Source organism: Shewanella sp. K8, assembly GCF_028823715.1.
GTDB lineage: Bacteria > Pseudomonadota > Gammaproteobacteria > Enterobacterales > Shewanellaceae > Shewanella > Shewanella algae.
Genome location: NZ_JAPEHY010000017.1, coordinates 86,085 through 99,367 on the forward strand (window position 1 = coordinate 86,085; position 13,283 = coordinate 99,367).

Consider the following 13,283-nt stretch of genomic DNA (forward strand, 5'->3'; position numbering starts at 1 on the left):
ATTATCCTGATAAAAACCCGCCTTGATGGCGGGTTTTTTTATGGGCGAATATCTAGTGCCGCGAAGCCAGCAGAATCAAACTTGCATTCAGCTCGGCGGATGCCGATGAATATCAATGGGCAATCGTATGGCAACTGTTTCCGAAAGTGGCATATGTGGCAAAGGAGCTACCTAAGATAAAGGAGATAAAGGAGCTGGGATTGGCAGAGAATTGCCGTGAGGAAGCCACTGCGAATATCAGTAGCTGGGGGAACCGAAATAGGTGAGCAGATAAACAAAAGCCAGCTCGATAAGCTGGCTTTGTGCAGGGCCGATAACGCGTGTTTATCAGTCTTCCAGGTTACCGCAGAAACGGTAGCCCTCGCCGTGGATGGTGGCGATGATTTCCGGTGTATCAGGCACACTTTCGAAGTGCTTACGAATACGACGGATAGTCACGTCAACAGTACGGTCGTGTGGCTTGAGCTCACGGCCGGTCATTTTCATCAGCAGCTCAGCGCGGCTGAGAATCTTGCCTGGGTTTTCCACAAAGTGCAGCATAGCGCGGAATTCGCTACGTGGCAGCTTGTAAGATTCACCCTGTGGGCTCACCAGAGAACGGCTGTTGATTTCCAGGCTCCAACCATTGAAACGATAGTATTCAACGGCAGCCTTTTCTTCAATTTCAGCGCCAGAGCTGTTGACTCGAGTCAGCAGGTTACGGGCACGAATGGTCAGTTCACGAGGGTTGAACGGCTTGGTGATGTAATCATCGGCACCGATCTCCAATCCAAGGATCTTGTCCACTTCGTTGTCACGGCCAGTAAGGAAGATGAGACCGATATTGTTGATTTCGCGCAATTCCCGCGCCAACAGCAAACCATTCTTACCTGGCAGGTTGATATCCATAACCACCAGGTTCACCTTGTTTTCCTGCAAGGCTTTGTGCATCTCTGCGCCATCATTGGCTTCGGTTACCACATAACCTTCTGCCTCGAAAATACTTCTCAGCGTGTTACGGGTAACGGCTTCATCTTCAACGATCAGAATGTGCGGGTTTTGCATGTTATTTACCTAATTAAATCAGTTTATCTAACCATGAGCGCGGGTGACGCTCCGCTATACTCTCTAAAACGCCAACATTCACAGGGTTCACGTAAGTGCTGTTCAAAACTGAAATGAAACGGCAACACACTTCATGATTAGCAAAAAGTATGCTCTCCACCCGGAGAGGCGCGAACTGTACTGTCTAGGATTCCCAGTGGCGGGATTTAGTTCCTGAAAGACATGGAAAATCCAGAAAATGTCATCTTAAAACCAGATTACATTTGGTACAGAGTCGTTATCGATAGAGACTTATGCTGTAGCGTAATGGCGCTAGCCGGGTCACACACTTAACTCTAAGCCTCTGTCGATACAATCCATTGTACTAGGATTGGGCATTTGTTAACAAATGAAATGTTAACAAATTAATGTTTAACTATGATCTATATCACAAGTTTTTACGTTACCTATTGAAAGATAAGCATTTTGTATTTTGTCTTACTGTGAGCTTGCTCACGGGGCTAGGGGAATGCAAAAGCCTTTGCTAGAATAAATCCGGTTCATTAGAGACAGATACTACAATGGATGCTGCATTTGAAAGTCTCTGGCAGTACTACCAGAGCGCATGCTTTTTATTGACTCAGTCGTTTTCTTCCGCTGTTCCTTTCGCTATTGTCACCGCCCATAATCCCCTTGGGCAAAAACTCACTTCTTGCCAAAACCGCCTTCTCGATCGGCAGCTACAACACGATATTGATAAGCTGGGCATTCCTTACCGGGCGATCATAGGCGCTGCCGATGATCTCAGTCATATGGAAAAAAGCTGGGCTCTGTTTCTGGATAAGGCCGCGGCAATCGAACTGGCATCAAAGTATCGCCAAAATGCCCTTTACTACGTTGATAGTGGGCTCTTGACCTTGGTGCCTTGCCTGAAAGGGGAGCGAGAGGTGGCGCTTGGACAGTTTGCTGCCAGGGCGCGCCTGGTCAGCGAGTTACCCGAGCTCAGTGACGGATGAGTTGAGGAAATTTCATCCTGCGCAAATTAGCATTGACTTCATAAGGACTTTATTGCTAATTTTTTCATCCCTTTCGCGAGAAAGGAACAGAAGAGGTGCGTTAACTAGGTAGTGAGTCAGAGGAGGCCAATTCTCCAATGACGGCTCATGAGGGAGATTAACGCCGAGGTCGGGATGCGTATTGGCTATGCTTCCGGTCGGTTGGTCAGGCTGAATCCTGGCGACTGTCACCTGGTTTTGGTGGAGAGCTTCTGGTGACGATCGCTGTTTCCCTGCTATAGGGTGCGTTATCTCTGCACCAGGCTCTTCGAACGTTATCTGTTCGGAGCTTAACTCATGAAATCTATTCTCGTTATCGACCTTTCCCTGTTACCTGCCTGTGGGGGAATGCGCTGATGTCTCTTGTTGTTGCCAAGTTTGGTGGTACCTCAGTTGCCGATTATCAGGCGATGAATCGCTGTGCCGATATAGTGCTTGGAAACCCGGCCACCCGTCTGGTTGTGGTCAGTGCATCCAGTGGCGTAACCAATCTGTTGGTGGAGCTGTCCCAGGCAGACATGGGGGATGAGCGCCGTCTCAAGCTATTGAAAGAGATAGCCACCATTCAATACGCAATTCTGGATAAACTTGGCAGACCGGCAGATGTTGCCGCGGCGCTGGATGCTTTGCTCAGCCGCATGGCAACGCTCAGTGCCAGGTTATTGCAGGCGCCGAGTCATGCTATGGTCGATGAGATCCTATCTTTGGGCGAACAGTGTTCTTCAGCGCTGTTTGCCGCGGTATTGAGAGAACGTGGTGCCAAGGCCAGCGCCTTTGATGTGCGCCAGGTGATGCGTACCGATAGCCATTTCGGTAAGGCCGAGCCACAAATCGCCGAGTTGAAGCGACTGGCGACAGAGAAATTGCAACCTTTGCTTGAGCAGCAACTGCTGGTGACCCAGGGCTTTATCGGCGCCGATGCCGATGGCCGAACCACTACGCTTGGGCGTGGTGGCAGCGATTATTCTGCGGCCCTTTTGGCTGAGGCGCTGGAAGCCGATGCGGTCGAGATCTGGACCGATGTAGAAGGGATTTACACCACGGATCCCCGACTGGCTCCCAACGCCAGGCCTATCGCAGAAATCAGTTTTAATGAGGCGGCAGAGATGGCTACTTTCGGTGCCAAGGTGTTGCACCCTGCCACCATCTTGCCGGCGGTGCGTCAACAGATCCAGGTGTTTGTCGGCTCCAGTCGGGCACCGGAAAAAGGTGGCACCTGGATCCGTCACCAAGTGGAAGATGAGCCGGTATTCAGGGCCGTTGCGGTGAGACGAGATCAGACCCTACTTAACTTGCACAGTTTGCAGATGTTGCATGCCCAGGGCTTTTTGGCAGAGACCTTTGCCGTGTTGGCGCGGCACAAGATCAGTGTCGATCTCATTACCACCTCAGAGGTGAACGTGTCGCTGACGCTGGACAAAACGGGCTCAGATTCGGCCGGCAAGGGGCTTCTGACCGAAGCCCTGCTGCAGGAATTGTCGCAAAACTGCCGTGTGCGGGTGGAAGATAAGCTGGCTCTGGTGGCCATCATAGGCAACAAGATAGCCACTACTGCCGGGATCTGTCGCCGGGTATTTGAAGTGCTCGAACCCCACAACGTCAGGATGATCTGTCAGGGCGCCAGTCCGCACAATCTTTGTGTCTTGGTGTCGGAAGCCGAAGCCGGTGATGTTGTTGCCGCTTTGCATCGTAACCTGTTTGAAGGGGCTCAGGATGCAGCTTGAACATCTGCCGGTTGGGGAGCTGGCTGCCGGCCAGCCCTTGACCATACCTGTTTATCGCTTCAAAGGTACCAGCGATGCGGCGCCCAGCGTCTATATTCAGGCCAATGTGCATGGCGCCGAGGTGCAGGGCAATGCGGTGATTTTGCAATTGCTGCAGTACTTCAAGGCTCATCCGCCTCTGGGAGATATCACCCTGGTGCCTCTGGCCAACCCCTTGGGGATTAACCAGAAAAGCGGTGAGTTTACCTTGGGCCGTTTCGATCCCATCACAGGTATCAACTGGAACCGAGCCTATCTGGATCAGGCTGTCCACCTGGATGACTGGTATCTGCAGCATAGTGAGCTGCCGGAGCCAGCACTGTTTGACGCTTTTCGTCGTCTTCTTATTGCCAACTGTGAACAGGCATTGGCCAATCCCTGGGGAGTGACGACCGGGCAGAGATTGGCGCTCAATCTGCAAAAACTGGCGCACGGCGCTGACATAGTGCTGGATCTGCACACCGGCCCCAAGTCCTGTAAACATCTCTATTGCCCCGAATATGAGCTGTCCGCTGCCGGCTACTTTCATATTCCCTATACCCTGGTGATGCCTAAAGGTTTTGGCGGCGCCATGGATGAAGCGGCCTTCAATCCCTGGTGGCAGCTCAGCGACTATGCCAATAGCCGGGGCAGAGAGCTGAAAGTCGCAGTGTCGGCCTTTACTTTGGAGCTTGGCAGCCAGGAGCGTATCGATCTTGCCGATGCCAGCCGAGATGCGGAAGGCATATTAAGTTATCTGAGCTATAGAGAGGTGATAGCCCAGAGCATACAGCCCGAGGTGATGTTGCGTTTTGCTTGTATGCTGAAAGACTATCGAAAGTTTCACGCACCTATGGCAGGTATGGTGGAGTATCTGGCCGAGCCGGGAGTACCTTTGGCTGCGGGTGCGCCTCTGGTCAATATGCTCAGGCTCGACCGAGTCGATGCCGGCACTGAAGTCACCAGGCTCTCGCTCAATGAGGATGTGATCCCTGTGCTGCATTTTGCCTCGGCGTCTGTGCACCAGGGAACTGAGCTCTACAAGGTGATGACCAACTACTTCACTCTTTCTGGTTAAGTCAGAGCCGGATATGAAATCCTTTTTAGCGTCTGCCATTCTGTAACTAGCTGATAATTTGTAATATTTTGTGTATTTTGTTTCTTGTTTGTATCAATTGATGTTACAAGAATTAATCCCTTTGTATTAAGGGAGTGTTTTTGAGCATGGAAACATAAAACAACAATAAGCAGTCTTATAGGGAGTAGACAAGTGAAGAGTCAAGTTGCAATAGCCGTTTCAGCAGCGCTGTTATCTATGGCATTCCATTCAGAAGCCGCGCCAGTGAGCGTATCGGATCCATTTATTTCGTCGGATCTGCTTAGTGCGTCCAGCGGCCTCAAAGGACAACAGCAAAGGGGGGGGCAACATAAGTTTGTCAAAGAGCCTGGACTTGCAGAGGGTAAATACACTTATATAGTGCGCCTTAAAGATCCCTCTGTGGCGAATTATGCCGGTGGTATTGCCGGGCTTGAAGCCACCAGTCCACAACGAAGCCAAGGGCTGGCGCCCCAAAAGGCTCCCAAGCTGAATACCGCCAGTGTGGCGGTGAAGTCCTACGTGAAGTATTTGAATGCCAAACAACAGAACTTTTTAATGAGTGCCGCGGCTCAAGGGGTTCAGTTGCAGGCCAAGGCCAGATATCACTATGCCTTTAATGGCCTGGCGGTCACCATGGATCAGCAGCAGGCTGAAGCCCTGTCCAAGTTACCCGAAGTGGCGTTCATTGAGCGGGAAAGTCTCTATTCAATGGATACCGACAGCAGCCAGAGCATGATAGGTTCTCCCAAAGTGTGGGACGGCAGTGCAACAGGGACCCGGGCTATGGGAGAAGGGGTCATAGTCGGGGTGATCGATTCGGGGATCAACAGTGATCATCCATCCTTTGCCGACATTGGGGGAGATGGTTACGACCATACTAACCCCTGGGGACAGGGGGTCTACGTCGGTGACTGTGCAGCAGAGTTTTCTGACATGTGCAACGACAAGCTAATCGGGGTCAGAAGTTATCCCGAGATTACCGATAGTTATGATGATGAAGAGGTCTTTGGCCCAACACCTCCTGCCAAGAATGGTGAGGATTATGGGGGCCATGGTTCTCATACTGCCAGTACTGCTGCGGGCAATATCCTTAAGAATGTTCCCTATGTTGCCGGTGAAGTCGGTGAGGCTCAGGGGGATGGCATTGAGACCGGGCTCGAATTTACACAGATCTCCGGGGTCGCCCCCCATGCCAACATTGTTGCCTATCAGATCTGCCGTCCGGGCAACAATGGCGATAGATATTCAGGTTGTCCCACATCGGCGATTCTCAAAGCGTTGGATGATGCCATTGCCGACGGTGTGGATGTGATCAACTATTCCATCAGCGGCGGTGGTTTCCCTTGGTCAAGCGCGACAGAGATGAGCTTCCTGGCTGCCCGTAATGCCGGCATCTTCTCTGCCGTATCGGCCGGAAATACCTCTGCTTCGGTTAGCCAAGTTCCCTTTTCTTCACCCAAAAATGCGCCCTGGTATACCTCAGTCGCGGCATCTACCCACAACCGGGAAGTGCGTTCCATTCTGGAGTTCAACGGTGACCAACTGGACTACACTCAGGGAACCGGGCCGGTAATGACTACAGATATCAGTGCACCTTTGGTGTATGCCGGTGACTTGGCAGCTGATAATTTCGAAGGTTGTAACGCCTTTGCCGCCGATGCGTTCAAGGAACAGTTGGCGCTGATTAAGCGCGGCGGTTGTAACTTTGCCGATAAGGTCAATAATGCCAAAGATGCGGGGGCAGTAGGGGTTATCGTCTTTAACAAAGACGGTGAAGGCAACGTCAGAACCAAGATGTCCGGACTGGGCAACACCAGTATCCCTTCTGTTTTCATCGGTAATATTGATGGCTTGGCTGTTGTGGATGCGCTGGCGGCCACGCCAGGGCTGGTGGCCAAAATCAATGCCACTCCATCGGCCGTTGAGCGTCAGGCAGATGTGTTGGGCGACTTCTCTCTACTCGGGCCAAATCGTTACTTCGATGTGATTGCGCCTTCGATTTCAGCACCGGGTGTGGACATCTATGCCGCTTATGCCGATGAGCAGTATGGCCATGAAGTAACAGGGACAGATCCTGCCGATTATACCTTGATGTCCGGTACTTCCATGTCCAGCCCTCATGTGGCGGGCGCCGGGGCGCTGCTGAAGTCGGCTCATCCTGAGTGGACACCGGATAATATCCGTTCAGCCTTGATGCTGACGGCAACTACGGCCAGTGCTATGACCAAGGCCGATGGCAAGACTACCGCGGATCCGTTTGATGTGGGTGCCGGCCGGATCCGGGTCGATTTGGCCGCCAAGACAGGGCTCATCATGGATGAGTTGGCGGACAATTATGAGTTTGCCAATCCAGAACTCGGTGGTGATCCCAGACGTTTGAATCTTCCCAGCATGTCCACTAGCCAATGTGTTAACAGTTGCAGTTGGACTCGAAAAGTCACGGCGACCAAAGACGGCGTATGGAGCGCTGCCGGGGTGGCGACGACTGAAGGGCTGAAAATAACGGTTTCGCCTGAAAACTTCACTCTGACCAAGGGGCAGTCACAGGTGGTGACTGTCACTGCCGATATCACAGGGGTGAGCTCCAGTGATTGGGCGTTTGGTAACCTGCTGTTGACCTCGAGCAACCACCCTGATGCGGCTATGCCGGTGGCGGTCAAGGCTTCCCGTGACAACCTGCCGGACAGCTTTACCATCCGGGCAGGACGAGATGCCGATGAGCTGACTTTCAGCCAGCTCAAATCGCTGGATATGACGGGACTGGATGCAGAGGTATCTGCCTTGGCACTGGCCGACAGCTTTGAAGGCGTGCTGAAGCAAGATTCGGATGTTGGTAGCTTCCTGGACGACATTACCGACGGCGTTGCCTACGTTGTTTACAGTGTTGAAGATGGTGCCAAGCTGTTCAATACGGCCATTACTGCCACCAACTCTCCGGATTTGGATCTCTATGTGGCAATAGACAGGGACGGTGACGGGGCGCTGGATGCCCTTGTTGGCCAATCGGCCAGAGCCGGTTCTGATGAATCTGTCAGCATCAGTAATCCAGAAGCCGGTGATTACTATATCTTTGTGCAAAACTATGAGGCCTCAGCCGCCAATGCCGAAGATCCCTTCACCCTGAAAACTTCAGTGGTAGAGGCAGGTCCGGCTCAGGACAACTTTACTCTGACCAAGACGGGTGATAACGAGGACTTCTCACTGAAGTTTGCCTGGAAGGATAATTTTGCCGCCAGCGACCTGGGTTATGCCGTAGTAACTCTGACGTCCAGCGATACCAGCATCGCGGCCAAGAACTTGCCGGTTGCTTTCAGCCGAGTCGTTGATGATGTGCAAATGCCTGCGGCCAGTGTGCTCAGTGGAGAGATGGCCCCCGGACAGCCAGTAACCATGGCTGTAACTATTGCTGCCAATGCTTCCCCGGAGGCTCGGGAATATCAAATCAAGGCCATGGTGCCGGAAGGACATGAAGTCACGGCTATCAGCGACCAAGGAGAACTGGCTCAAGGAGTATTGAGTTGGACTCATGTGATGCAAACCGGCGATCCGGCCAAAACGCTGAGCTTCAAGTTTATCCCGCGTAAACAGGGGCAGGGCAATAAGCTGATATTGAGCAATACCGTAGTCAATGATACCGCCGAGGTGCTGACTCAGGAGTATCTGTTCGATGTTAAAGAAGGGGCCCCTGTTATCAAAGTTGATGCACCGGACCGAGTGGCAGAGCGCAAGAGCTTTGTTATCGATGCGTCTGCCTCGGCCGATCCCAATGGCGATGCTGTCAGCTATCAATGGACTCAGATTGCCGGTGCACCACTGAAGTTTGACAGCTCGGCGGCCAAGCTGGAGCTGACGGCACCTGAAGTGGGAGGCTCTGGCGATTTGCTGACTTTCAATCTGAAGGTGAGTGACTCCAAGGGTAACAGCACCACAGAAACTGTCAGCATAGTGGTCTTTGACTTCGAGCGTGACGGTGGTGGTTCGCTGGGTTGGTTGTCGCTGCTATTGCTGCCTTTGGGGTGGCTGCGCAGGAAATCGAGCTAAGGAAGGTGCGAGCAAGTCCTGTGTGCTCTGCGTTGGCTTACAGGCCTGGATGCAAGGCGTGGTTTGCAGCAAATGGCCATAGTCCTTTGCACCTTCCCTAAGCCTTAAACTGAAAAAGGCTGCCAATTTGGCAGCCTTTTCTTTATCTGTTGTTAAGGTTTTACCGCCCTGACAATTGGATTCTGCAGACTTATCAGGGTTTCGGTAGATTGAATTTCGTCTATCGACTGGATACGGTTAATCAGCACGTGCTGCAGGGCATCTATAGATTGACACATCACTTTGACAAATACGCTGTAGTTGCCTGTGGTGTAGTAGGCCTCTACCACTTCTTCCAACTCATTGAGCTTGGAGATGGCGGCGGGATAGTCACCGGCACTCTTGAGATTGATGCCGATAAAGCAGCAGACATCATAGCCCAGAGCTTTGGGGTTAACCGTTATTTGGGCACCGGTGATAATACCTGCCTGTTTCATCTTTTCGACCCTGACATGAATCGTGCCTGCGCTGACGCTGAAGCGTTTGGCCAGCTCGGCAAAAGGAGTTCGTGCATCCTGCATCAGGGCTTCCAGGATCTGATTGTCCAGTTGATCTCTTTGAAATGATGTATCCACAGCATCACGCCTAAATTGCTTGTAATCAGGCATGAATCTACGTGTTTTATTGTAAAATTGCCAGTCTTATGGCGACTTTTGGCTCAACATCTATGGTGACGTTAGCCGTTATTGCTCACCTTCGGGCGCGAGAAAAGGCACAGGTGCACTGAAGCTCATGGGTTCGCCCGAGTAAGGATGCTTGATGCTGAGGCTGGCGGCATGCAGCAGCAATCTGGGAGCCAATCTTTTTGCCCAGGAGTCGGCGTAGAAACCATCGCCCAGAATGGGATGACCCAATGCCATCATATGCACCCTGAGTTGGTGTGAGCGCCCTGTGATGGGGATCAGCATGACCAGAGTTGAATAGCGCCCCTTGCTAATCACTTCATAGTGGGTCAATGACGGCTTACCCACTTGATGATCGACTTTCTGTCTGGGTCTGTTGGGCCAGTCGCAGATGAGTGGTAGTTCTATACTGCCTTGAGTGGCCTTGATATGGCCGGCGACTCTGGCGTAGTAACTCTTTTGGGTTTCCCTGTCTCGAAACTGACGTTTCAGCTCCCGTTCGGCACTGCGCCTCAGTGCCAGCAAGAGCACGCCCGAGGTGGCCATATCCAGGCGGTGAACCACTTGTGCCTGTGGATGTTCGGCCAGGACTCTGGCATAGGCGCTGTCGTGATTGGCCGGATCCCGTCCGGGAACCGAGAGAAGTCCTGAAGGTTTATTGATGACTATGATGTCCTTGTCTTGATAGAGAATATCCAGCCAAGGTTCGGTTGGCGGATTGTAGACAAAATCTGGCATGTCATGGCCTCAATGAAAATGGACGGCAAAGATAACCGCGGCTGCAGGTAGATGCAAGCTCTTGGGCGTTGTTGCATCCAGGCTTCAGAGCAGGCTGGGAATTATTCGCACCTGCCTTTGGTTAATTTGAGCGCTTTACTTCTCTTTTACAACATGGGCAATTAGTATCTTAGTGTTTGAATTGAAAATGGATTGATATGGGAAGGCGCTCAGGTTACCTGTTGGAAGATTGGTTGGTTGACCCTCAGATGAGTACGCTGAGCCGCGAAGAGGCTCAAGTGCGGCTCGAGCTCAGGGTGATGCAGGTATTGCTGTGTCTTATCCATCATGCCAACACCCTGGTGAGTCGTGAAATGTTGATCCAGGAGGTTTGGCACGGCGGCATAATTACCGATAATGCCATTAACCGCATTATCGGCTTGCTGCGTCAGCATCTGCAGGATAATCCCAGAGAGCCACGTTTTATCAAGACAGTGCCCAAGCAGGGCTATGTGTTGATAGCGAAAGTACGCGAGACGACGCTCGATGACGATTCGCAGGATGAACCTTTACCGGCAACACTGGCAGACGCCGAGACTGAGCAAAAGATAGCGGCTGGCGGCAGCAAGTGGGGCTATTTGGGCGGCGCCTTCGGAGTGCTGGCGGCGGGTATTGCCAGTTGGCTCTATCTGGCTCCTGCCCAGGAAAACCCCCAGCTTGAGTTGACAGATGTGGCCATCCGGCGTCTGACTCCACTGACTTCGCTCAATGGTCAGGAGGTGGACCCCAGCCTGTCCCCCGATGGCAGCATGCTGGCATTTTCCTATCGGGAACTGAACGCCGATAAGTGGCATATTGAGCTGATGGCACTCGGAGACAGAGTCATCAAAACCATTCCGGTTGTGGGTGATTACAGTCTGCGCTACCCGGCCTGGCGCCATGATGGCAAGGCCTTGGCTTATTTGGCATTCAGTGAGACTCAGGGCTGTCGCATTATGGTGACAGAGCTGACCGAAGAGGGGATGCGAAGCCGCATAGTCAGCCAGTGCCATCAGACGACGCAGTCGACCAGCATCGCCTGGAGTCCCTCTAACCGCTCGCTGTTTTATGTCGATGCCGAAGGGGTTGAAGGTTTCAAGCGCGTTTTTCTGCTCAGCCTCAGCGACGGTCGGCGTCAGCAGTTGAGTCAACCACATGTGGTGGGACGCGGTGACTATGCCCTGGCCTTGTCTCCCGACGGTCACAGTCTGGCCGTGCTGCGCAGTATCAACTGGTTCGACACCCAGATCTTACTGTTCGATATCGAATCTGGTGATTGGCAAAACCTGCAGCGGGTGGGGTATCCACTGCGCAGTATCGCCTGGGATAAAGGCGGTAACGCCTTGGTATACCGAGGTGAAGAGGGACAACTTCACCGCTTGCAACTCAAACCCCGTAAGTTAACCCGGCTGACGAGCGTGTTGCAGGAAATCAATTCTCCCTCGGCCAATAGTGCCGGACGCATGGCGGCGGTTGTCGGTGAACTGTTTGAAGAGGAGATCTGGTTTTGGTCATCGCCCTTTGATGAGACTTCCAAACCGCAGCGCTTTGTGGCGTCCAGTCGCCGTGATACCGCCGGTACCTTACGCCACGATGGCAAGGAGCTGATCTTTGTTTCCAATCGCAGCGGATTGCCACAACTATGGCGTCGGGACGAACAGGGCACGGAGAAACAACTGAGTCGCCTGAGCACTTTTTCCCATATAGATGAACTCAGTTATTCAGCCGATGACAAGCTGGTGGCCGGCAGCCTCAACCAACAGGTGTTTGTCCTCAACCCTGAAAACGGTGAACTCAAGTTTTTCCCTCAGCTGGGCAATGTTCGTAATGTCAGTTGGGGGCGCAGCAGCAATGAACTGCTGGCAGCCGTCAGCGTCGATGGTCGCTGGCAGATAAACAGTCTGCTGTTGGACAGTGGCGAGCAGCAACCTTTGCTGACGGATGGCTTTTCCGCCAAGTACGCCGCCGACGGTACTCTTTATTTTACCCGCCTGTACAAGAAAGGGATTTGGCGCCTGAAACAGGGCGTCGAAGAACTCTTTTATGACCAATACACCCCCCACTTCGGCAGCAGTTGGCAACTGGCTTCCGAGGCACTCTGGTTGCTGCGGCCCAACGACAATGCCATGGGCATTCTCAAGATAGATCTCCACACGGGCAAGAGAGAGGGGCGCGACATTCCGATGGAGAAAGTTTCCCCAAGATTGCTGTCAGTGACAGATGACGGCCAGATTTCGCTGGCATTATTGGGGCCTGCCAATACAGATATAGTTGAAGTAATTAACTGATTTATAAGACATCACCTTTCCGTCACCTTTTCATTATGGTGCTTTTCCCTGCCTGAGATAGCTTTAGGGACAAGGTTGATTGCCTGACCACCAAAGCGCTTGGTTTTTACCCTGAGTACCGGGCCAAAAGGTCAAAGCAATCTCGGGCGCAGTTTGCGCCCACCCATTTCCCAGCAGGAGAAAAGACGATGAAAAGTTTGAATCAGTTTGTGAAAAATGCGATTGGATTTGCGTTACTTTCTACTCTGTTTGCTTTACCGTTACTGCTGGCGTCGACACCCACCAAGGGCAAGGATGAAGTCAATACGCCATCTCTGTGTGAGCCGTATCCAGAGTGTGTGATTTACAAGATCCCCGATGAGTCCATCAATCTATAACCGTCATTGGAGGCCATCATGTTGCAGGTCACTCTCTATTTGGTTGGTTCACTGAGCGCTTTTGTATTGGTGTACTACCTGTTTTTAAACTTGGTTCTTGCGTCCGAAGAATCAAGGTTGCTCGACCCTAAGGACAAATAACTCTCCCTTTCCAAGCCAAAGGGGCACGGTGGAAACCGCGCCCCTTTTTATTGTCACCCCAAAACCACCTCCTATGGAGGTGGTGATCGTCAAGTCGGG

General features: G+C 52.3%; 9 protein-coding genes and 1 riboswitch. Of the genes, 6 read left to right on the plus strand and 3 right to left on the minus strand.

Annotation, left to right across the window (positions count from 1 at the left end; genetic code table 11):
- Nucleotides 1–327 precede the first annotated feature (327 nt).
- The gene (gene arcA, locus ON072_RS11065; RefSeq protein ID WP_025008928.1) at nt 328–1,044 is read right to left on the minus strand and encodes a two-component system response regulator ArcA; all 717 of its coding nucleotides are present in this window, start codon (nt 1,042–1,044) and stop codon (nt 328–330) included.
- A 560-nt stretch (nt 1,045–1,604) separates the two neighbouring features.
- Between arcA and ON072_RS11070 the strand changes: the two genes are divergently transcribed.
- From ON072_RS11070 to ON072_RS11085, 4 genes are all read left to right on the plus strand, one after another.
- Entirely contained in the window at nt 1,605–2,039 is a 435-nt protein-coding gene (locus tag ON072_RS11070) for a DUF3293 domain-containing protein (RefSeq protein WP_025008929.1), read from the plus strand.
- Nucleotides 2,040–2,121: 82 nt separating this feature from the next.
- A riboswitch (Lysine riboswitch) is annotated at nt 2,122–2,298 on the plus strand.
- Between the two features lie 136 nt (nt 2,299–2,434).
- Nucleotides 2,435–3,802, plus strand: a complete 1,368-nt coding sequence (gene lysC / locus ON072_RS11075; protein ID WP_025008930.1) for a lysine-sensitive aspartokinase 3 — start codon at nt 2,435–2,437, stop codon at nt 3,800–3,802.
- On the plus strand, nt 3,792–4,898 hold the full coding sequence (locus tag ON072_RS11080; protein ID WP_261753018.1) for a succinylglutamate desuccinylase/aspartoacylase family protein: 1,107 nt from the start codon (nt 3,792–3,794) through the stop codon (nt 4,896–4,898). The genes lysC and ON072_RS11080 overlap by 11 nt, the downstream gene beginning before the upstream one ends.
- 192 nt (nt 4,899–5,090) lie before the next feature.
- A complete protein-coding gene (locus ON072_RS11085) occupies nt 5,091–8,960 on the plus strand; it encodes a S8 family serine peptidase (protein WP_274626053.1) in 3,870 nt (1,289 codons plus the stop codon).
- A 152-nt stretch (nt 8,961–9,112) separates the two neighbouring features.
- Here ON072_RS11085 and asnC read toward each other — a convergent pair whose 3' ends face one another.
- Both asnC and rluA read right to left on the minus strand, forming a co-directional pair.
- Nucleotides 9,113–9,574 (minus strand): transcriptional regulator AsnC, encoded by a 462-nt coding sequence (gene asnC / locus ON072_RS11090; RefSeq protein ID WP_025888669.1) that lies wholly within the window; start codon nt 9,572–9,574, stop codon nt 9,113–9,115.
- A gap of 108 nt (nt 9,575–9,682) precedes the next feature.
- On the minus strand, nt 9,683–10,360 hold the full coding sequence (gene rluA / locus ON072_RS11095; RefSeq protein WP_261753019.1) for a bifunctional tRNA pseudouridine(32) synthase/23S rRNA pseudouridine(746) synthase RluA: 678 nt from the start codon (nt 10,358–10,360) through the stop codon (nt 9,683–9,685).
- Between the two features lie 197 nt (nt 10,361–10,557).
- Between rluA and ON072_RS11100 the strand changes: the two genes are divergently transcribed.
- Both ON072_RS11100 and ON072_RS11105 read left to right on the plus strand, forming a co-directional pair.
- Nucleotides 10,558–12,666 (plus strand): winged helix-turn-helix domain-containing protein, encoded by a 2,109-nt coding sequence (locus ON072_RS11100; protein WP_144380369.1) that lies wholly within the window; start codon nt 10,558–10,560, stop codon nt 12,664–12,666.
- 188 nt (nt 12,667–12,854) lie between these two features.
- Complete coding sequence (locus tag ON072_RS11105) at nt 12,855–13,043, plus strand: hypothetical protein (RefSeq protein ID WP_025008933.1); 189 nt, start codon at nt 12,855–12,857, stop codon at nt 13,041–13,043.
- The last annotated feature ends 240 nt before the right edge of the window (nt 13,044–13,283 follow it).